Origin of the sequence: Streptomyces sp. NPDC088254, from assembly GCF_044740925.1 — a bacterium.
Lineage (GTDB): Bacteria > Actinomycetota > Actinomycetes > Streptomycetales > Streptomycetaceae > Streptomyces.
Map to the genome: position 1 here is coordinate 1,463,635 of NZ_JBIURQ010000001.1, position 18,957 is coordinate 1,482,591.

Below are 18,957 nucleotides of genomic sequence, written 5' to 3' on the forward strand. Positions count from 1 at the left end.
CCTGCCGGCTCGCGGCGCCTGCAGCGGGTTTTTCGCGAAGTGTTCAGCGCTTGAGGCGGTTGCTGCGGGTGCGGTCCTCGCCGCGCTGGCTTCGGACCTGCGGCCCGCGGGCTGCACCGCCTCCACCAAGGCATTCGTAATCCTGGACGGCACGTTGCTGCCGATCGACCGAATCGCGGCCGACTGGCCCTTCTGCTCTGGGAAGCATGAGAAACACGGCATGAACGGGTAGATCATCACCGATCCCGCCGGGCGTCCTATCGTTGCCTGATGCACACACCCCATCAACTCGTTTGGCGCGGGTGCGGGCGAGTCGCGGCCAGGTAGTCGGACCAGTTCTCGCCGGCCATGGCTGCGAAGCGTTCCGCTGTTCTCGGCTGGATGCCGATCAAGTCGGAGAGCACGACGGGTGGCAAGTCGGCGAGCGCTTGCATCATGGCCGTGTTGCGGGCTGCGCGGGCGGGCAGGCCGTAGCGCCCGAGTTTGTCGGACAGTCCCGCCGGGTTTCGGGGGCGCCCGGGGGCTCGGCCCGGCAGCAGGTACCTGGTGGCTTCGTTGCCGTGCCGGGATCCGTCTTCGAGGTGGTCGTCGATGAGGCGGGCGAGCTTCGGCGGCAGGACGATGGGGTGGCGGATGATCGTCAGGTAGGTGTGATCCGCGTCGTGGTGGAGGTGGTCGGTGGTGAGTTCGACAATGCGGGTCAGAGGGAGGGCGTAGAGGCGGATGAGGGCTGCGGCGATGCGAACGTCCGACGGAAGCGTGGGGTCGTTCAGGCACCGGCGTAGTTCCTCGTAGTGGTCTTCTTCGATTTGGAACTGGCCGGGGAGCACCCCGGGCTACGTGGGATTCGGATACGGCGAAGGGCCCGGACGGATCCGGGCCCTTCGGTCAGTAGCGGGGACAGGATTTGAACCTGCGACCTCTGGGTTATGAGCCCAGCGAGCTACCGAGCTGCTCCACCCCGCGTCGGTCACGCCACTTGTAGGTTCCGGGTCCGCGTTAGCAGTGTCGGTCGATCTCTAGCAGTCGGCTAGCAATCTTCCGGGTCGCGCTAGCAGCACCTGTGGTCGGTGGTGGTCAGTCCCAGGAACTTCTCGGTCATCCGGCCTCTTGGTCCTGGGCGGTTTCCTACGGTCAGCTCATGGTCACCAAGCGTACAGGCGTGAGGGCTGGCAGTCAGGAGTCTGCGACGGCTTCGATCCGGTACGAGGACGACTCGGTACGCAGCGTGGAGTTCAGCCAGCTGCGCCGGGGCAGTTTCGACGGGTCCGTGCCGTGGCGGCGGGTCAGGTCGGCGAAGGGCCATAAGCATCATCCCGGGGAGTACGCGTCGGCGACGACGCGTGGGCTGGTGGTCTACGAGAGCCGTCTGGAGCTGGCTCGGCTGCTGCTGGCGGACTTCGACCCGCAGGTGGTGGGAATCTACGCCCAGCTGTGCCGTCTGCGGGCGCGGGTGGGTGGGCGGTGGCGGCTGCACGTGCCGGACTTCCTGCTGGTGCTGGGAGACGGCAACGTGCGGGTGGTCAACGTGAAGCCGGCCGACCGCCTTCTTGATCCGAAGATCGCGGAGGCCCTCGCCTGGCCCGGGGACCTGGTGGAGGGCCACGGCTGGCAGTACGAGATCTGGTCGGGGGCGGATCCGGTGCTGCTGGCCAACGTGCGGTTCCTGGCCGCCTACCGGCGGGCCGGGCTTGTGCCGGACGAGGACATCGCGCGGGCCTGGGAGGCGGTGCAGGACGGGGATCCGCTCACGGTCGCCGAACGGCGCCTGGCGGCGGGCCGGCCGGTCGAGGACGTGCGGCCCGCCGTCCTCGCGCTGGTGTGGTCGGGGCGGCTCTCGGTCGACCTGAGCCGCCCGATCGACGGTGACTCGGTGCTGCGGAGGGCGGCATGATCAGCTGGACGGTGCCGTTGCGGGCGGGACTCGCCCTGAGTTTCCAGGGTGAGCCGTTCACGGTGTCAGAGGTGCGAGGGCGCGAGGTCCTGCTTCAGCAGTCCGGCCCCGGTGGGGTGCGGTGGAGGCTGGTCGATGTGGCCGGCCTGCTGGGGGACCCGACGACCCAGTTGCTGGGCGAGTTGCCGGACGAGGAGGAGTCCACGGCCGTCGCTCTGCAGGAAGTCCTCTGCGGCTACCGGCTGGGCTCGCGGGAGCTGGCACAGGAGGGCGAGCCGCGGCCGGAGTACGCCCCGGGCGTCCCGATGATGCACCGCTACCTGGCCAAGGCTCGCGAGCTGGGGGTCGGCGAGAGCACCGTCCGGCTGTGGGTCACGCAGGTGAAGAAGTCCGGTCCGGCGGGCCTGGTCCGCACGAGCAAGCTGCGACGGAACGCCCAAGACAGGGTGGATCACCGCTGGCTGGAGAGCGCCCGGACGGTCCTGGACAGCTACACGAACGCCAGCCGGCCGGTCCGCGGGCTGATCCTCTTGGAGATCGAGGAGCGTGTTGCGGCCGAGCACGGCCGGGGCACGGTGAAGATACCCGCCCAGTCGACCGGTTACGAGGTGCTGCGCGAGCTGGACGCGGGGACGAACGCGTTCACGGGCAGCACCAAGGGGAAGCGGTCTATCGCGAACCGTCCGCAGACCGTCTACGGCCGCCTGCGGGCGACCCGGCCGGGTGAGTACGTGCTGCTGGACACCACTCGGCTGGACGTGTTCGCGATGGAACCGGTGACCTGCCGCTGGGTGCAGTGCGAGCTGACGGTGGCGATGGACCTCTACAGCCGGTGCATCACCGGGCTGCGGCTGACCCCGGTGTCGACGAAAGCCGTGGATGTCGCCGCGGTGCTCTTCGAGACGGTGCGGACGCGCCCGGAGCCGCTGCCGGGAAGGAACCTGCCCCGGCTTGGCGTCCCGTCCGCGGTGGTCGTCCCTGCGGAGAAGCTGGTGGACGTGGAGGGCAGGCCGCTGCTGCCGTCGGTCGCGGCCGAGACGGTGGTCTACGACCACGGGAAGATCTACCTGTCCAACCACGTCCGCAGCGTCTGCGTCCGGTTCGAGATCTCGCTGCAGCCGGCACGGCCGCTGACGCCGACGGACAAGGCTCCGATCGAGCGCTGGTTCAAGACTCAACCAGGGGCTGCTGGCGGCTCTGCCGGGCTACAAGGGCCCTGATGTCCACAGCCGCGGCCAGTCGGTGGAGGACTTCGCGTTCTTCTTCATCGACGAGCTGGAGATGATCATCCGGGAGTGGATTGGTCTGACCTACCACCGGCGCCGCCACAGGGGTCTGGTGATCCCGGAGGTCCCGGGTCTGAAGCTGAGCCCGCTGGACATGTTCGACCCCGGTGTCGCCCGGGCGGGCAACCTGCGGATCCCGGCACGGCCGAACTTCGCCCTGCACTTCCTTGAGCAGGCCTGGTGCACGATCCAGCACTACGGGGTGGAGCTGGAGGGGATGCGCTACAACGGCAGCGGCTTGGACGGGTTGCGGGAGGCCAAGAGCCCCTACACCGGGGTTCGTGAGGGCAAGTGGCCGGTCTCCGTGGACCCGGACAACATCCGGCAGGTCTACTTCCAGCGACCGGACCACTCCTGGCACGCCCTCCAGTGGGAGCACGCTCCGGCGCTGGACGGGCCGGTGAGTCGCGAGGCCATGCGCTACGCGCGCAAACTCGCGCTCGAGACGCACCGGTTCCCTGACCCGAAGCGGGCCCTGGTCGAGCTCTTGGAGCGCTGGGGGGTGGGCCTGACCGGGAACCGGGCCGAGCGGCGGATGGCCGTGCGTCTGTCGGAGGACCGCCTTTGCCTGGTCGGCCCCGACGAGGTCGAGGACCCGGAAGATCCGGAGGACCCGCTGCGGCTTCCGACGCTCAGGTCGATCGCCGCCCTGGAAGCGGCCCCCGCTGCGGCCGAAGTCGCCGATGACCTCGGCGGGGACGACGACGAGGACGAGGACCTGGAGGCCCCCTTCCCGGGTGAGACCGACGAGTTCATCGATGAGGACGACTACTACGCCGACACCTGGGAGAGCCGGTGAGCGCGATCGGCGGCACGGTGTTCGAGGGAGACGATCGTCAGTACGTGTTGACGCGCCTGTCCGGCTGGCTCGAGCTGGTCTTCGGGCCGGACCGGGTCCAGCCGCCCCGGCTGACGCGCCGGCAGATGAGCGAACTGTCCGAGCTGGAGCTCAGGCGCTACCACGACCTGCGGGCCGTCTGGCATGCGAACCTCGGCCCGATCAAGACCCCGCAGATGATCGCCCTGCATGAAGCCCTCACCGAGATCGTCGACTCGAACCGGCAGGACGGCGACAAGGCCAAGCCCGCGGCTCTGCTCGACGCATACCCCGGCATCGGGAAGAGCACGGCGATTCGTGAATACGCGCGGGGCTTCCACCGCGAGCAGGTTCGTCTGCACGGGCAGACCGCACCGGAGGGCCACAGGAGAGTCCCGGTCGTCTACGTCAACCTGACCGGCAACACGCAGATCCGCGGTCTGAACGCGTCGATCTGCCGGTTCTACGGCCTGCCGACCAGCGGCGACGCGGACACCCTCGCTGAACGCGCGGTCGACGCGGTCCTGAGTATGAGGACCGCGGTCTTCGTCATCGACGACGTGCACTTCCTGGCCCCGGGGAAGTCCTCGGCGGTGCGGATGGCCAACCATCTGAAGTTCCTGTCGAACGTGTTCCCCGTCACCCTGCTTTACGTCGGCGTCGGCGTCGCCGACCGGGGGGTCCTGCGTGAGGGCCTGTCGCCGCAGCAGGCCCTGCTTGCGCAGTTCGGCCGCCGCACCACCGCACTGACTCTGCGTCCTTTCCAGATCGACGACGACCAGGGGCGGAAGGAGTGGCGGGTTCTGCTGAAGACCATCGAGAAGAAGATCGTCCTGGCCGAGAAGCATCCAGGGATGCTCGTCGACCTGGCCGGCTACCTGTTCGCCCGCACGACCGGGCACTTCGCGTCGCTGATGGCACTGATCAACCGGTCCTGCCTGAGAGCCGTCCGCTCGGGCGAGGAGAAGCTCGACAAGGATCTGATCGACACGGTGAAGAACGATGCCGCCGCCGAAGAAGCACGCCGCGAACTCGAAGCGGCGATCGAGGCCGGCCTCCTCAGCGCTCGCCCGGGAGGCCCGGCCCGCAAGCGGCGGTCGGCATGACCTGGGCCACCGACCGCTTGCCGATCGTTCTGCCCCCGCTGCCGGGAGAGGCGCTGGACAGCTGGATCGAGGCTTATGCCCGCCGACTGCGAACGTCCTCCACTGGCCTTCTGCAGTTCCTCGGCCTTCCCGGCATCGCGGCCAGGCACTTGGTCTTCCGCCTGGAGGAAGCAGACCTGGAGGCGCTTGCGCGGCTGACCGACGCCGACGCGGCCGAACTCGACCGGATGACTTTGCGGTCCGTCGCGCGATCCGACCTGCTGCCGCGGCTCCCGCAGAACGGAGACGAGACGGCCCCCGTCTGGCGTCACCTCGGTCGCCACAGCCGCTTCTGCCCCCGATGCCTGGCCGACAACGGGGGCCGCTGGCCACTGACTTGGCGGCTGCCGTTCTCCTTCGCCTGCCAACAGCACCAGTGCCTACTGGTCGACCACTGTCCTGGCTGCCGGGACAGGCCACAACTGTTCACCAATCAACAGCTCGGCCGCAGCACCAGCGGCGCCCACTGCATGCGCCTGGTCCTGCGCGACGGACGCAGGACGGGCTGCCGACACGACCTCACCAAGACGCTGGCACAACCGTTGCCACCAGACGGAACAGCCCTCGCCAGCCAGCAGCATCTCGATGAGCTTGTCCAGGCAAGGTCTGCTCTGCACCATCTGTACTTCCTCAGCCGACGATGCCTGCGCAGCCTGATGCTCAACCCCTGGGCGGCACCCGAGGCCGTCGGGCTCGCACTGCGCGAATGCAACGGAGGACTTCTGCCCGACAGCCCGCACGACCTGTCCGACGCCAGCCGGCTTGCGATCGGCACCACCCTCGCGATCTGGGCCTCGGACACCGCTTCGACCACCGGGAAGGCCGTGTTCGAGTGGCTCATACGAACCGACCAGGCCCACCGCCGGAACGTCTCTGCCGCCAATCTGTCCATCGATCAGCGCCTCCTCTCCTGGGGGCGGGCCAGCCCCGAGATCGTCAGCCGGGTGATCGCCGACGTGGACCAGGACCTGCCCCTCGACACGCGGCTTCGCTACCGATCTGCGGCCCATCCCCGCAGGCCAGATCTGACAGATGCCGACATCCGGAAACGGGCGGACAAGATCCCGACAGCCCTCTGGCCTTCGTGGACTCTCCGGCTTCTCCCCAACACCCCCATCGACCCGCGAACCGTCGACGGCTTCAGGCGAGGCTGCCGCAGCAAGCTGCTGCTTGCTGGCGCCCAGTCACAGCACCACAGTTGGGCCCAGCCCTCCAACCGGTTGATCATCAAGATGGCGTTCCGACGCGTGATCGCCTCTCCCGAGCACGAGACCGCCATCGCCAGCTGCCTCACCCAACTCGCCAGTCACCTCGACGATGAAGGCTCCCCGATCGACTACGGCAGACGACGTCACTTGTTCACGTCCGAGAGCATCACGATCAACCTCGACGAGTACACGCAGCTCTGCCGCCGACAGGGCTGGGCCCGCGGCGGAGCAGGGCGAATCCACATGCTCAGGTGGATGCTCCTGAGTTTCCTCCTCGGAGCCCACGCGGACCTCCCTCCGAGGAACATCCACGGCCGTGACGAATTCCGCTACCAAGTCCCGCCGCTGATGCGCGCGTTCGTACTGGAACAGGCGGCCACAAACCTCGCTACCCACCGGATCGACGAACCCGTGCTCTGGGAGCCGCCCACCGAATGGTGTGATTGGACCGACTGGCCTGGGGCTATGCCCGAACAAATTTCCGACAGCGACTTCGACACCTTGATCGCCGCCCGGACCCCGGCCGAGGAGACGGCCGCCGCCCTTGGATTGACCACAGAGCACGTCCGGCTCTACTGCGACGCCACCGGCGCCACCCAACCGCCGCCTCCTCCCACATCCCCCGGCCTTGGTCGGCGTCGGCCTCGACGCGGGATGCTCGACCCGGGCTTCCTCCGCACCACTCACTCCAGCGGAACTCTCAACCAGAGCCTGATCGCCCGCAGTGCCGGCTGCAGCCTCTCAACCGTCCAAAACGCCCTGGAAGAAGCCGGGATGCCCGCCACACCACGCCCCGAACCGCTCAGCCTTCGCATCACCCGCGAGGAACTCGAACAGGCCTACCTGCACCAACGCCTCAGCATCCCCGACATCGCCGAACAGTTCGGTCTCGACAGGCACCGCCTCAACCTGCCGGCCAAGAAGTGGGGCATCGAGATCCGCCCGAACAGCGCCACCAGCAACCCGTTCGCGCTCCTGCCGGACGCACCGGCCCTGTCCGCGTCGATGGCAGCCGTCAGCAACGTCCGCAACTGCGTCGAACGCCTCAGACGCCTGGTCCGACTGGCCGGCCAACGGAACCTCTGCGCGGCCGCCAAGAGTTTCGGAACGCTACCGGCGACGCTCACGCATCAGCTGCATGCCCTGGAAAAGACCGCAGGCGTTCAGCTGATCGAACGGACCAGCCCCCTCGCAGCCACTCCCGCGGGCGCCGCTTTCATCCACGAAGCAGAGCACCTGCTCAGCCTCTTGGACGCAGCGCAATCCTCCGTCAGCTGACCGGCGGCTCGACCAGCATCACGACGCGGTCCGCCTCGACGTCGAACCCGAGGACCGGACGGCTCCCGTCACCGCCCTCGGCATCCATCAGCACCGGCTTGCCCAACCGGCGACCGATCGCGGTGAGGAATCCGCACAGGGCATCAAGTGGCTCCTGCCCCTGAATCTCTCGCAGGTCGACGTCGAAGTCGATCTCCTCTGCTGCATAGAACCGAAAGATCGCCAACATGTCTTGCACCGGCCGAACCTCCAGATGAGGCTGCTCGGCATCGGCGGGACGCGACAGCACGACCTCTGCCGGGGGCAGCGGCAGCGCTGTCGAGCCCTCGGAGTACTGAAGGGTCCAGCCCTGCTCCACCACGAGGTCGAGGACCGCCTGCCAGTCCCTCACCGAGGCATTGGGCACCCACACGTCCGGCAGCGACCCCATCACCTCGGGGTCGAAGAACCACCAGACGTCGTCCCACAGCAGATCAGCCACGGTCCCATCCTGCCTCCCCAGTGCACCCTGACCCACCGATTTTCACGTCCACTCGGACTGCGGCGCCCGCAGCGGCCTGAGGCCGCCCAAAGCCGTTCGACAGTCCATCGCCGCAGATGGCAGGCTCCGCCACATGGAGCTACTCGACGTCCTGACGGACCTTGCCGGGTCGGGACAGCTGGGTCCGGTCGCGAACGGCGCCGCCTGGGGCGCGGTCACCGAAGCGCTCGGCGAGCCCTATGAAGTGGTTGTCGGGAAGCGTCGGTCATGGCCGCGTCTGTTCGCCTACGGCGACCTTGAGCTGAGCGTCTGCCGCTGCCAGAAGATCATCCTGATCTGCCTCCAGACCTGGCGAGACACCATTGAACTCCCCGCGGGGCTGGTCGAGAAGCAGACGTTCACCGGCCACCCCAAGTACGCCGAAGTTATCGAAGCTCTCGACCGCGTCGGTTGCGCCTGGCAGCCATACACGCCCCTGACCTTCGACAACCAGTGCGCCATCCAGGCCACCCCCTCCGGCGTCGTCTTCGTCTTCGAAATCCCGGAAGGAGAAGCCCCCATCCTCAACGTCGCTGGCCCCCAGCCCCACCACCACGACTGTCCGGCCGCCACGCGCAACAGCGGGATGCCAGGATGTCCCGGTGGTCAGCGCTGAAGAGTGGATTCGAATCCGTCGCGGCCTGCGGTTCGGACAACGGTTCCGAGGGACAGTGACGGCAGTCCCGAGGCCGGGCACGATCGGGATCTTCGTTGACATCGGCCTTCCGGTCGGAGGGTTCGTCGATGTTCTGCTTCTGCCTGCGGTCGCAGAACGCTGGCCAGACCAAGGAACCGAGGCCGAATTCGAGGTCTGGTGGGCCGATCAGCGCCAGCAAGTGCGACTCAAGCCAGTTGACCCGCAGTTCCTGCGTGACGACTTCGCCCACTGGCAGGCGGACTGGCGGCCCGGCTGGCCAGAAGACGTGCCGGTGGACAAGGCATGGGTCGATGCGGCGGCGACGTATCTACGGGGAACTGGCGTGATCGAGGAGACACTGCGCTCAGCAGGCTGGCGGCCGGGACGGCACGTCTCGACGGATCACTGGCGCAAGACGCTCGAGAAGACCGGCCTGGTCCGCATGCACGATGCCGCTGAAGCCTTCTTGGCGGAGTTCGGTGGCCTGGACGTCCAGATCAGTGGACCCGGGATCACCTGCGCCAAGACCCCCTTCAACTTCGACCCGGACAACCTGATCGGCGAGGAAGACCGCTTCGCCGACTGGAGTCACACCATCGGGCGCGCCATCTTCCCCCTCGGCGAACTCGATGAGGGCAGATTCTTCCTCGGCATCGACGAGAACAGCGAGATCTACCTGGTCGAGACATGGCTGGCTACGTTCGGCTCTGCCCAGGACGCGCTGGAGAAGCTCATCCTGGGCATCGCCCCGGAACGGATCGAGACTGCCGACTGAACAGCCCCAGCCGGACCGGGCTCCAGCCCGACGATGCTTCCCGGCGGGCCACGCGATTGCTAAGAACCCCTAACGGAAAGCCCTCGTGCCGCCTTCCGTTTCCTGGTGGCTCGGTCCGGCCGCGTATGCCAGCGGAGGCGCGATTGCTTGCGCATCAGCCCCTTCGCCTACCCACAGGGCGATGAACAGCGCGGCAGTTGCTTCCAGGAGTCCTGCCCGTTCGAGACCGCCTCCAGCAACGGGTTTGCAGCCCACGTCCTGCACCAGTTCGCGTACACGCGCGACGGCCGTCTCGTCGTCCCCGCAGATGGGCACGGCCAGTGGGCGCCCGTCGAAGACGGGCGGCCGCATGCGCCACACGTCCTCGTGGCAGAGGTTGAAAGCCTTGACCACGTGGGCTCCCGGTGCCGCCGCGGCAAGTTGCTGCGCGGCTGAGGGGCCTCCTTCCGTCAGCAGCCGGAAGCCCGGCCCGACCGGGTTGGAGCAGTCGAGCAGTACCTTGCCCTCCAGGGCTGCGTGCAGGTCCCGTGCCACGTCTACTCCCGCCCCGAAGGGCAACGCGGCCAGTACCACCTGACCGGACTCGGCCGCCACGCACAGACTGGCAGGCTTCACGCTCCCTCCGATGCGCGTCGCGAGCCGCTCCGCCTTGTGTGCGTCCCGTCCCCCGATGATCACCTCATGCCCGGCCCGCACCCAGTGGGTGGCGAGCGCGTCAGCCATGTTGCCCGTTCCCAGTACGCCGATTCTCATCACGCGTTGCCTCTCCGTGCCTGCTTTGAGGTTCGTACCGACGCTAGAAGGCCGTTCGGGCACCATTTGGTACGTGACGACCGACGCCTTCCTCGCCGACTGCCGCGCCCGCCTCGCCTTCGACCTGCTCTCCAACACCTGGAACGCCGTGGTGCTCTGGGCGCTGCGCGACGGCCCCAGGCGCCCGGTCGAACTGCGGGAGCGGATCGGGGGCATCAGCTCCAAGGTCCTCACCGAGACTCTGCGGCGGCTGCAGTTCAACGGACTGGTCGATCGGCAGGCGCACCCCGATGCATCATCACGGGTCGAGTACCAGCTCACCTCTCTGGGACGGACCTTGTTGGCGCCCATCGACGCCGTCGGCGCATGGGCCTTCGAGCACGGCGATGAGGTTATGGCCGCCCAGGAAGCAGCATGGGCTCCCGACCCGCAGTCCGCTCGTTCAACTTGCTAGAGGGGTCAACAGCGTGAGCTCAGACGTCGCCAGCAGATGAGTGCACACCCCAGGGTGAGGAAGGCTTCGTGAATGTCGTCGCGGATCTCCCAGCGGATCCGCAGGCGGCGGAACCAGTGCAGGTGGGCGAACGCGCGCTCCACGACCCAGCGTTGAGTGCCCAGACCGGAGCCGTGCTCGGTGCCGCGGCGGGCGATCAGCGGCTTCACACCGAGATCCCTGACCATGCGGCGGTACTTGTCGTGATCGTAGCCGCGGTCGCCCAACACCACGTCCGGCCTGCGCCGAGGCCGGCCTCGCTTGCCCCGCACCGGCGGCACCGCTTCGAGCAACGGGATGAGCTGGGTGACATCGTTGCGGTTGCCACCGGTCAGGGTGGCGGCGAGCGGGATTCCGGTGGCGTCGGTGATCAGGTGGTGCTTACTGCCGGTTCTGCCACGGTCAACTGGGCTTCGGCCCGTCTTGGAACCCCCCTTCAACGCCCGGATGTGGGAGCCGTCGACGGCCGCTCGGGAGAAGTCCAGGGCGTTTGCGCTGCGGAGCTTGGCGAGGAGGACCTCGTGCAGCCGGGGCCACACCTCGGCCTCGGACCACTCGGCCAGGCGGCGCCAGCAGGTCATGCCCGAGCCGAAGCCAAGTTCCTGCGGTAGATGCTCCCAGGAGATCCCGGTATGCAGGACAAACAAGATGCCCTGGAAGACCAGCCGGTCTGGATGCCGCTTGCGTCCCGGGTGCCGGGTCCGACGCTCGACCTTGGGCAGCAGCGGCTCGATCACCGCCCATAGCGCGTCGTCGACTTCCCACGGCTTCGGCCGCGCCACCCCGCACCCCCGGTTCATCAGTCCCGGAGTGATCCAACCTCCTCGAAGATCATTTCGTTAGGGGTTCTAAAGATCAGCCGATCGACACACTTAGCCGTTGCCGGAGATGTTGGAGTAGTGCGCGAAGACGTCCGGTCCGCCGCCGTCCTGAGAGATGAAGCCGAAGCCCTTCTCGGCGTTGAACCACTTCACGGTGCCGCTGGCCATGCTGCTTGTCCTTCGATGTGGCCGGGGTGATTCCCGGTTGGTCTGTGGGTGGGGCCTCCGTCGCCGGAGACGCCCGCCGTCCGTTCTACCCCGTGAGCGGCACCTCCATCCGGCTCCGCGTGGTCGCGGCGTGCCACTGCGCTGCTCATCGGGGGTTCAGGCCGTCCGGTGGTTAGCTGGTGCCCGCAGGTGGGGGCTACTTGCCCTTGGCGGCTTCCTTGAGCTTGGAGCCCGCCGAGACCTTCACGCTGTAGCCGGCGGCGATCTCGAACGGCTCGCCCGTCTGGGGATTGCGGGCGGTACGGGCGGCGCGGTGGGTGTGCTCGAAGGTCAGGAAGCCGAGGATAATGACCTTCTCATCGCCCTTGGCGACGATGTCGCCGACGGTCGCGGCGAAGGCGGCCAGAACGGCGTCGGCGTCCTTACGGGTCACTTCGGCACGCTCTGCGATGGCTGCGATCAGCTCACTGCGGTTCATGGGGATACTCCGTGGTCCTGGGATTGTCACGCCGCTGCGCGGACAGGACGTGTGCGGCGCCATCCGGTCACTGGGGTCTGACAGTGAGGATGTGTGAGGCATCGCCCGGGGGTCTGACTCTGGGTCTGACTGGCGCTTCGGCTGCCTGTGCGTTGAATCGTCGGCCCGCGGGTGATGCCACTGCGTGTACTCGCGGGCGTCCGTGACCTCATAGGAGCTTGGCCGTCGGGTCTCTTCACTGTCTCGTCCGTCTGCCCGGCCAGCACACGCTGTTCCACCACGCCTCGTACGAAGGACGGCAGAACAGGCATGAGCGCGCCCGGGATAGCGGTGATCGGCGGAGTCGACACCCACACGGACATCCACCAAGCCGCAGTGATCGACTCGGTCGGCCGCCACCTGGACACGCAGTCATTCGAGACGACGGCGGCCGGCTACGAACAACTGCTGGCCTGGCTCCGTGCCCAGGGCGACGTCATCGCGGTCGGAATGGAGGGCACCGGAGCTTACGGCGCCGAACTCGCCCGGTTCCTGACCGCCAACGGCATCACAGTCGTGGAGGTCGACCGCCCGGACCGCAGGGCCAGACGGGCCCACGGCAAGTCCGATCCGATCGACGCCTACGCGGCGGCCACCGCCGTCCTCTCCGGCCGCGCGAGCGGAACGCCGAAGAGCCGCAACGGGATCGTGGAAGCCATCCGCGCACTGCGCGTGGTCCGCAAGAGCGCGGTCAAGGCCCGCACCCAGACCATCAACCAGATCCGCTCTTTGATGGTCACCGCGCCCTCCGCCTTGCGGGAGAAGCTGCGGGGACTGCCCACCGCCGTGCTCGTCGACACCCTCGCCCGGAGCCGGCCCACCGGGGACCTGACCGACCCTGCCTTGGCGGCCAGGACGGCCATGCGCCGCCTCGCCCGCCGCTACCAGGCCCTTCAAGCAGGAGATCAAGGAGGCCGACGCCGACCTCGCCCCCCTCGTGACCCGGGCGGCCCCCAGCCTCGTCGCCCTGCCCGGAGTCGGCATCGAGACGGCCGGACAGCTTCTGATCACCGCCGGAGACCACCCCGACCGGCTCCGGTCCGAAGCATCCTTCGCCCACCTGTGCGCGGCCGCCCCGATCCCCGCCTCCTCAGGCCGCACCAACCGCCACCGCATCAACCGCGGCGGAGACCGGCACGCCAACAGCGCCCTCTACACCATCGTCCTGGTCCGCATGCAATACGACCCACGGACCAGGGACTACGTCGCCAGACGCACCGCCGAAGGCATGTCCACCAAAGACGTCATACGGTGCCTGAAAAGGTTCGTCGCCCGCGAGGTCTACAGACACATCAAACCCACCGGCGTCCCGGCCCTGGCACCGGCCACCTGAACGAGGCGCTCAGATCATCACGGGTCGGTGCGCAGGTCAGGCCAGGGATGCCCGTCCGGAGAGATGCCTGACGGGCGGCCGGCCCGGACGAAGTCGCGGTACTCGTCCTGCACGACACCCTGGTTGACCCATCGCCCGCAAACAGCCCCCGTGCACTCCTCGGCAAGAACCAGCGCGTCCTGCGGGTTACCGCACCCGCGCCTGGAAGACCGAACTCGCAGCCCTGGCCGCCGAGACGGGCCTGGGCATCACGGTATGCCACATGCCGCCGGGCACCTCGAAGTGGAACAAGATCGAGCACCGGCTGTTCTCCCACATCTCCATGAACTGGCGCGGCCGCCCGTTGACCAGCCACGACGTCATCGTGAACAGCATCGCGGCGACCACCACCCGCACCGGGCTGACAGTCCACGCCGAACTCGACCCGGGCACCTACGACACCGGCATCAAAGTCACCGACAGCGATATCGACGCTCTGCCCATGCACCGGCACCGCTTCCACGGCGACTGGAACTACACCCTCCACCCTCAACCCCGCGACACCACAAGCACAACGGGGAACCCGCGGTCTGCCGGATGTCGGTCACCGCAGCTTTGCGCGGCGTATCTGCGCAACCCGGAGCTGACCGGCATGCCCGAACCTGCGCTGGACAAGCTCGTCGATCAACTGGCGGCGCAACTGGAAGAGTTACGGGAGCAAGGACGACACCAGCAGCGAGGAGGCAAACGCATCCGCGCTCGCGGCGCCGGGGCCAAGGACAAGCTGACCACCGCCGACAGGGTCCTGGCCACCGTGCTCTACCTGCGCAAACTCGGTACCCGAGACCTGCTCGCCCAGCTCTTCGGAGTCAACGGCAGCACCCTCACCAGGGCCGTCCACCAAGTCCAGCCCCTACTGGCCGAGCACGGCTACACCATTCCACCCTCGACAGCCAGGTTCCGGACGCCCGCTGACTTCACCGCCTTCCTCGCGAACAACCGCCCCACAGAGATCAAATCAGCATGTTGATTCTCTGCGAGCCCTTAGGCCACGTTTTTACGGGGCTATGCCCTTGGTGAGGCGCGCGGTTCCGTCACCGCCGGTGAGTGACGCCGACTGGTATCCCTCGCTCTGGTAGAGGGCGATGTTCTGCCGACTGTGGACGCCGGTGTGCAGCACGATGCGACGGCAGCGCGGCTCAGCCGCGGCTTCGGCGGTGCGTAACAGCCAGCGGCCCAATCCCTGGCCCCGCAGGTCGGGTACGACGCCGAGCCGGCCCACGTGCCAGTCGGTGTCGACACGTCGGGCCCGCACCATGCCCAGCAGCCGGCTATCCCGCCACAATCCCATGGCGTGCCAGGTCGCCAGCCACTCGCCTGTCTGCTCCGGTGACTCGTGCAAGGCGGGGATGGCCAGGGTGTTGTTGGCTAGGGCCTCGTCTACCCAGCAGCACCGCTGCACCACCGTGACCTCCGGAGCGTCATCAGGGGTCAACCGCCTCAGGTAGGAACCCGGCAGCGGGCCGGGCGGCAGGCCGGGACGTGCCCCTTCGCGCATCGGACGTAGGGCGTGGGCAACCCGGACCAGTTCGTCGAGAACACCGACGGCCGCCGCGGCAAGAGTGGCGCTGGGGCGGATCTGTCCGTCTTCGACCGCGTCACTGATGCGTATCGCGACCGTGCGTCCCAACGGCACCAGGCGCAGGGTGGTCACCACCTGCTTGGCGTGCTGGACCGAGCGCGTGCCCGCCGAGGTGTTCCCATAGCTGATGAAACCGATCGGTTTCCATGCCCACTCGCGACCGAGGTAGTCGAGCGCGTTTTTCAGAGTCGCCGGCATTCCGTAGTTGTACTCCGGCGTCACCACAATGAAGCCGTCCGCGGCGTTCACGAGCGCGCTCCATCGTCTGGTGTGTTCGCGCGCGTAGAGACCCGACGACGGATGCTCCTCTTCGTCCAGGAAGGGCAGGTCGAGGTCGCCGAGGGCCATGGGCACGAGTTCGACGTCGAGTTCCCCAGCGCGAGGCGTGATCGTCTCGATCAACCACGTGCCGACCGCCGGGCCGAGGGCGCCTGGCCTGGTGCTGCACACCAGGACGAGGACGCGCGCCGTTTTCGTTGACATGGAAATGAAAATATCGGTAAGTTGATTACATGTCAAAGAAATCCTCGGCTGAGAATGTGCGCTGGCTGAACCCGGACGAAGAGAGGGCGTGGCGGGCCTACCGGCGGATGGTGGTCGCCGTGCAGGCCGCCACGGCGCGTGACCTGGCCGCGGTCGGGCTCTCCGAGCCCGACTACGAGGTGCTCAGCACGTTGTCGGAGCGGCCCGACCACACCAGCACCCTGCGGGAACAGGCCGCCAAGATGCGATGGTCCCGCAGCCGGCTCTCCCGGCACGCCACCAGGATGGAAGCGCGTGGCCTCCTGCAACGTGCACCCGACCCGGCGGATGGCAGAGGATGTTTCCTCGTTCTCACCGACCACGGCCTGGACACGCTCAAGAACGCCGCCCCGGCGCATGTCGCCTCGGTGCGACGCCACTTCATCGACCGGCTCCCGCCCGAGGACCTCAGCGCCGTCGAACGCATCGCCCAGAAGCTGGAGGATATCGAGGGCTGACGGTGAGCGCCGGTCAGTCGCGCACCTACGACGGCGACCGGCGAGACTCAGCATCCGTGGTCACCGGCGATGAAGCCCGCGGCCAGGACCCGCAGCTCCGGACAGCCCTGTTCATGCCGTAGAAGTCGGGAAAGCGCAGCTCTCGCTTCAGCAGGAGATGCAACATGCGCTCGTCGGCTATCCCGCCGACATCAATGGTGACCACCGCGCCATGCTGCCCTCTCCTGGCGGCATCTGCTGTGGCGAGGCGGAGTGCAGCCGCCAGTGACAACCGCAGCCGACCGAGACATTGGTCAGTTGGCAGTTGTGCTGGGCATGGGGAGCGGACGGTGGGGATGGGTGTCCCGAACGGTCTGTGGGAGATCGCGAGGCCGTTGCTGCCGCTGGCGCGGGTGCGGCCGCAAGGCGGCGGGGTCGCGCACATCGATGATGAGGCGGTCTTCGCCGCGATCATTTATGTGCTGGTCAGCGGCTGCGCCTGGCGGGCGTTGCCGCCGTGCTTCGGAGCGTCGAAGTCGACCGTGCACCGCCGCTTCGCCATCTGGTCGCGTGCGGGAGTCTGGAGACGCCCAGGCGCCACTCGGTTCGGCCTTCAAGTGCCGAAACGCGAAGGCAATGGCGATGGTGATGCCCCGGGTGGGGCACGGTCACGACGCCGTCGAGATTTCGCGGCCCACGTCAGCGGCGAGGAGCTGCTGTGGCCGAGGCCGTCGGCGATGGGGGCGGGGACCTCGGGCAGGGCAACGCGCGGGCCGCAACGCATCGACAGCATGGTGTCGACAACGTCACTCGGGACCACGTCGATGACCTTGATGCCGGGGTTGGAGGTGCTTGGCGATGGTGGCGGATCCGGCGGCGAGTCCGCCGCCGTCGACAGGGACGACGAGGAGTTCGATCTCGAGGTTCTCGATCAGGAGTTCCAGGGCGGTGGTCCCGGCCCCAGCCAAAACGTAGCGGGAGCCCGCCGAGGGGACGACGGCAAGGCCGTCACGGGCGGTCGGTGACCAGGGCGTCACGGTCCTCCGATCCCCTGCGGTAGGTGACGACCGTGCCGCCGAGTGCGCGGACGCCTTCAGCCTTGCGGGCCGGCGCGTCGGCGGGGATCACGACGGGGCTGGCCCTTCGAGGAGGCGTCCGGCCAGAGCGAGGGCCTGCCACATCAAGTGGAGGCCGCCGTTCTGGAGCTCACCATGACCGGCGGTGCGGACTCCTCGGGGTCGCTTCCCCTTTACTGGGCGTGAGCGCCGAACCTCAGCCGTATCTGACATCTCCCCGGCCAGCGCCAGCCAGTACGCGACTGTTCTACGCACCGCCGGGTTGAAGACCACCGTCCGCCACCACAACGCTGCCCTCCACACCACGGCCCCGCTGGGCACCAGCCTCCTCAACACCACCGCTTGAGACTGCGCCGCACACTTCGCGCACGGCGGCCTCTCGGCTGGTTCCGCCCCTTTTCCGGTGCGTGAGTAGCTGGTGCGTGGCCGAACGAGAACGTGGACGAGGACGCCGGTGTAATCCTCGAGGCCGCGCGCGTACCGGCTACGGTTCCGTCGTGGCGATCAGAGGACGTACGACTCCAGCGTGCCCCGGCGCCGGATGTCGAGAGTCGCGCAGTGGAACGAACCGCCGAACGGCGCGTAGTGCAGCAGGTCGCACGGGATCGGCTCGAACCCCCAGCGTTCCAAGGCGCGCAGCATGCCGGTGTGATGGCGCTCCGCGATCACCCGCTTCTCGTCAATCATGAGCACGTTCATGGAGAGCCACTTGCCGCACATCGACGTGATCTTCAGCAGCCGGTCGTCGATCGGGTCCGGGTCGGGGGCGATGAGGACCTCCCACGAGCTGAGCACGTCGGGCAGGCGGTCCACGTCGATGTACTCGGGATTGACCAGGACTCTGCCGGGTGCGAGCGGCACGAACGTCGTGTCGATGTGCATGGGCGTGCGGCAGCGGCTGGGGATCTCGTGGATGCGATAGCCAGGGCCGAGATGGCGGCCCAGCCACTCGATGCCCATCCGGTTGGTGACATTGCTCCGCGTGACGAACAGGTCGCGTCCCGCGCGTACGAAGTCCGCGGCGTCGAAGACCGGCTCGAACTCGGTGAGGATGTAGCGCATCGGCTCGCCAGGCCCGGGCGCACGGAAAGCCGGTGCGAACAGTTCGTCGGTCAGCTGCGGTTTCGGTGCCGCCGTCCAGCGGGCGCCGCGCCGGAAGTAGTCCTTGAGGATCGTGCGGTAGGAGTGGGTCTCGAAGTACCGGCACGGCCAGGCCATCGGAGTCTCGATGATCTCGTCGCCGATCACGAGCAGGCTGTCCCGCGGACAGGTGTTGCAAAAGCCGCGAGAGGACCAGTCGGGGGTGGCGAAGCGCCGCCTGTGGTCGACCGCGTCCGGGCGCCTGACGGTGACGCCGAGGGACTTGAGGAGCGCGACGAACTCGTCGAGTTCGTGCTGCGCCTTCTCGATCAGCACGCGCGGATACCTGAAGCCGGCCACGAGCCCCTGCGTCCGCGCCGCCCACGGGGGGACGTTGCAGGCGACCACCGGATGCTTGGAGGGGATGGTCGCGCCCTCGAGACGGCCGACGATGATCTCCTCCAGCGGATCCCACTCATTGTGTGAACTGACCGGCGACACGGCAGACCCAGCGTTACCGGTCGGGGCCGAAGGCGCTGACATCACGCGCTCCATTCGATCACAGCCGTTCCGTCA

General features: G+C 67.8%; 16 protein-coding genes, 1 tRNA gene and 5 pseudogenes. 13 read left to right on the forward strand and 9 right to left on the reverse strand.

Features of this window, described 5'->3' with window-relative positions; all coding sequences use genetic code 11:
- A pseudogene (locus ACIOC0_RS06480) lies at nucleotides 1-229 on the forward strand (hypothetical protein); the annotation flags it as partial.
- Nucleotides 230-284: 55 nt separating this feature from the next.
- Here the strand turns inward: ACIOC0_RS06480 and ACIOC0_RS06485 are convergent.
- Entirely contained in the window at nucleotides 285-830 is a 546-nt protein-coding gene (locus tag ACIOC0_RS06485) for a hypothetical protein (RefSeq protein WP_402152989.1), read from the reverse strand.
- A 62-nt stretch (nucleotides 831-892) separates the two neighbouring features.
- A tRNA-Met gene (locus ACIOC0_RS06490) sits at nucleotides 893-966 on the reverse strand.
- A gap of 175 nt (nucleotides 967-1,141) precedes the next feature.
- On the opposite strand from ACIOC0_RS06490, the gene ACIOC0_RS06495 reads away from it, so the two are divergent.
- The 5 genes from ACIOC0_RS06495 to ACIOC0_RS06515 are packed head-to-tail and all read left to right on the forward strand — an operon-like array spanning nucleotide 1,142 to nucleotide 7,628.
- Nucleotides 1,142-1,894, forward strand: a complete 753-nt coding sequence (locus tag ACIOC0_RS06495; protein ID WP_402152991.1) for a TnsA-like heteromeric transposase endonuclease subunit — start codon at nucleotides 1,142-1,144, stop codon at nucleotides 1,892-1,894.
- Nucleotides 1,891-3,114: a hypothetical protein gene (locus tag ACIOC0_RS06500; protein ID WP_402152993.1), complete on the forward strand. Its 1,224-nt coding sequence runs from the start codon at nucleotides 1,891-1,893 to the stop codon at nucleotides 3,112-3,114. The genes ACIOC0_RS06495 and ACIOC0_RS06500 overlap by 4 nt, the downstream gene beginning before the upstream one ends.
- Nucleotides 3,115-3,136: 22 nt before the next feature.
- Complete coding sequence (locus tag ACIOC0_RS06505; protein ID WP_402152995.1) at nucleotides 3,137-3,979, forward strand: hypothetical protein; 843 nt, start codon at nucleotides 3,137-3,139, stop codon at nucleotides 3,977-3,979.
- A complete protein-coding gene (locus ACIOC0_RS06510; RefSeq protein ID WP_402152997.1) occupies nucleotides 3,976-5,103 on the forward strand; it encodes an AAA family ATPase in 1,128 nt (375 codons plus the stop codon). The genes ACIOC0_RS06505 and ACIOC0_RS06510 overlap by 4 nt, the downstream gene beginning before the upstream one ends.
- Nucleotides 5,100-7,628: a TniQ family protein gene (locus tag ACIOC0_RS06515; RefSeq protein WP_402152999.1), complete on the forward strand. Its 2,529-nt coding sequence runs from the start codon at nucleotides 5,100-5,102 to the stop codon at nucleotides 7,626-7,628. The genes ACIOC0_RS06510 and ACIOC0_RS06515 overlap by 4 nt, the downstream gene beginning before the upstream one ends.
- On the opposite strand, the gene ACIOC0_RS06520 is transcribed toward ACIOC0_RS06515, so the two are convergent.
- Nucleotides 7,621-8,109, reverse strand: a complete 489-nt coding sequence (locus ACIOC0_RS06520) for a hypothetical protein (RefSeq protein ID WP_402153001.1) — start codon at nucleotides 8,107-8,109, stop codon at nucleotides 7,621-7,623. The genes ACIOC0_RS06515 and ACIOC0_RS06520 overlap by 8 nt on opposite strands.
- Before the next feature lie 133 nt (nucleotides 8,110-8,242).
- Between ACIOC0_RS06520 and ACIOC0_RS06525 the strand changes: the two genes are divergently transcribed.
- Both ACIOC0_RS06525 and ACIOC0_RS06530 read left to right on the forward strand, forming a co-directional pair.
- Nucleotides 8,243-8,764: a hypothetical protein gene (locus ACIOC0_RS06525; RefSeq protein WP_402153003.1), complete on the forward strand. Its 522-nt coding sequence runs from the start codon at nucleotides 8,243-8,245 to the stop codon at nucleotides 8,762-8,764.
- Nucleotides 8,751-9,560 carry an SUKH-3 domain-containing protein gene (locus ACIOC0_RS06530; RefSeq protein ID WP_402153005.1) on the forward strand — a complete coding sequence of 270 codons (810 nt, stop codon included), beginning with the start codon at nucleotides 8,751-8,753 and terminating at the stop codon, nucleotides 9,558-9,560. The genes ACIOC0_RS06525 and ACIOC0_RS06530 overlap by 14 nt, the downstream gene beginning before the upstream one ends.
- Before the next feature lie 69 nt (nucleotides 9,561-9,629).
- Here the strand turns inward: ACIOC0_RS06530 and ACIOC0_RS06535 are convergent, their stop codons facing one another.
- Nucleotides 9,630-10,313, reverse strand: coding sequence for an NADPH-dependent F420 reductase (locus tag ACIOC0_RS06535; protein ID WP_402153258.1), 684 nt, complete (start codon nucleotides 10,311-10,313; stop codon nucleotides 9,630-9,632).
- 73 nt (nucleotides 10,314-10,386) lie between these two features.
- On the opposite strand from ACIOC0_RS06535, the gene ACIOC0_RS06540 reads away from it, so the two are divergent.
- Nucleotides 10,387-10,767 (forward strand): winged helix-turn-helix transcriptional regulator, encoded by a 381-nt coding sequence (locus tag ACIOC0_RS06540; RefSeq protein WP_402153007.1) that lies wholly within the window; start codon nucleotides 10,387-10,389, stop codon nucleotides 10,765-10,767.
- A 5-nt stretch (nucleotides 10,768-10,772) separates the two neighbouring features.
- Here the strand turns inward: ACIOC0_RS06540 and ACIOC0_RS06545 are convergent, their stop codons facing one another.
- The 3 genes and pseudogenes from ACIOC0_RS06545 to ACIOC0_RS06555 form a co-directional block, all read right to left on the reverse strand.
- On the reverse strand, nucleotides 10,773-11,588 hold the full coding sequence (locus ACIOC0_RS06545) for an IS5 family transposase (RefSeq protein ID WP_402153009.1): 816 nt from the start codon (nucleotides 11,586-11,588) through the stop codon (nucleotides 10,773-10,775).
- A gap of 93 nt (nucleotides 11,589-11,681) precedes the next feature.
- Nucleotides 11,682-11,795 (reverse strand): annotated as a pseudogene (locus ACIOC0_RS06550) (cold-shock protein); the annotation flags it as partial.
- A 196-nt stretch (nucleotides 11,796-11,991) separates the two neighbouring features.
- Nucleotides 11,992-12,273 (reverse strand): HU family DNA-binding protein, encoded by a 282-nt coding sequence (locus ACIOC0_RS06555; RefSeq protein WP_402153011.1) that lies wholly within the window; start codon nucleotides 12,271-12,273, stop codon nucleotides 11,992-11,994.
- A 309-nt stretch (nucleotides 12,274-12,582) separates the two neighbouring features.
- Between ACIOC0_RS06555 and ACIOC0_RS06560 the strand changes: the two are divergent.
- Together ACIOC0_RS06560 and ACIOC0_RS06565 are read left to right on the forward strand one after the other, a co-directional pair.
- A pseudogene (locus ACIOC0_RS06560) lies at nucleotides 12,583-13,645 on the forward strand (IS110 family transposase).
- 184 nt (nucleotides 13,646-13,829) lie between these two features.
- Nucleotides 13,830-14,654: pseudogene (locus tag ACIOC0_RS06565) on the forward strand (transposase family protein); the annotation flags it as partial.
- Between the two features lie 27 nt (nucleotides 14,655-14,681).
- Here ACIOC0_RS06565 and ACIOC0_RS06570 read toward each other — a convergent pair.
- Complete coding sequence (locus ACIOC0_RS06570; RefSeq protein ID WP_402153260.1) at nucleotides 14,682-15,749, reverse strand: GNAT family N-acetyltransferase; 1,068 nt, start codon at nucleotides 15,747-15,749, stop codon at nucleotides 14,682-14,684.
- A gap of 29 nt (nucleotides 15,750-15,778) precedes the next feature.
- Between ACIOC0_RS06570 and ACIOC0_RS06575 the strand changes: the two genes are divergently transcribed.
- Together ACIOC0_RS06575 and ACIOC0_RS06580 are read left to right on the forward strand one after the other, a co-directional pair.
- Nucleotides 15,779-16,246: a MarR family winged helix-turn-helix transcriptional regulator gene (locus ACIOC0_RS06575; protein ID WP_356687774.1), complete on the forward strand. Its 468-nt coding sequence runs from the start codon at nucleotides 15,779-15,781 to the stop codon at nucleotides 16,244-16,246.
- A 315-nt stretch (nucleotides 16,247-16,561) separates the two neighbouring features.
- Nucleotides 16,562-16,815 (forward strand): annotated as a pseudogene (locus ACIOC0_RS06580) (transposase); the annotation flags it as partial.
- Nucleotides 16,816-17,805: 990 nt separating this feature from the next.
- On the opposite strand, the gene ACIOC0_RS06585 reads toward ACIOC0_RS06580, so the two are convergent.
- Complete coding sequence (locus ACIOC0_RS06585) at nucleotides 17,806-18,936, reverse strand: amidinotransferase (RefSeq protein WP_402153013.1); 1,131 nt, start codon at nucleotides 18,934-18,936, stop codon at nucleotides 17,806-17,808.
- Between the last annotated feature and the right edge of the window lie 21 nt (nucleotides 18,937-18,957).

What these genes read in the sequence shown, in the direction of transcription:
- ACIOC0_RS06495 (WP_402152991.1), top strand. Translation starts at nt 1,142, where the DNA reads ATGGTCACCAAGCGTACAGGCGTGAGGGCTGGCAGTCAGGAGTCTGCG.
- ACIOC0_RS06500 (WP_402152993.1), top strand. Translation starts at nt 1,891, where the DNA reads ATGATCAGCTGGACGGTGCCGTTGCGGGCGGGACTCGCCCTGAGTTTC.
- ACIOC0_RS06515 (WP_402152999.1), top strand. Translation starts at nt 5,100, where the DNA reads ATGACCTGGGCCACCGACCGCTTGCCGATCGTTCTGCCCCCGCTGCCG.
- ACIOC0_RS06525 (WP_402153003.1), top strand. Translation starts at nt 8,243, where the DNA reads ATGGAGCTACTCGACGTCCTGACGGACCTTGCCGGGTCGGGACAGCTG.
- ACIOC0_RS06535 (WP_402153258.1), bottom strand. Translation starts at nt 10,313, where the DNA reads ATGAGAATCGGCGTACTGGGAACGGGCAACATGGCTGACGCGCTCGCC.
- ACIOC0_RS06555 (WP_402153011.1), bottom strand. Translation starts at nt 12,273, where the DNA reads ATGAACCGCAGTGAGCTGATCGCAGCCATCGCAGAGCGTGCCGAAGTG.
- ACIOC0_RS06570 (WP_402153260.1), bottom strand. Translation starts at nt 15,749, where the DNA reads ATGTCAACGAAAACGGCGCGCGTCCTCGTCCTGGTGTGCAGCACCAGG.
- ACIOC0_RS06575 (WP_356687774.1), top strand. Translation starts at nt 15,779, where the DNA reads ATGTCAAAGAAATCCTCGGCTGAGAATGTGCGCTGGCTGAACCCGGAC.
- ACIOC0_RS06585 (WP_402153013.1), bottom strand. Translation starts at nt 18,936, where the DNA reads ATGGAGCGCGTGATGTCAGCGCCTTCGGCCCCGACCGGTAACGCTGGG.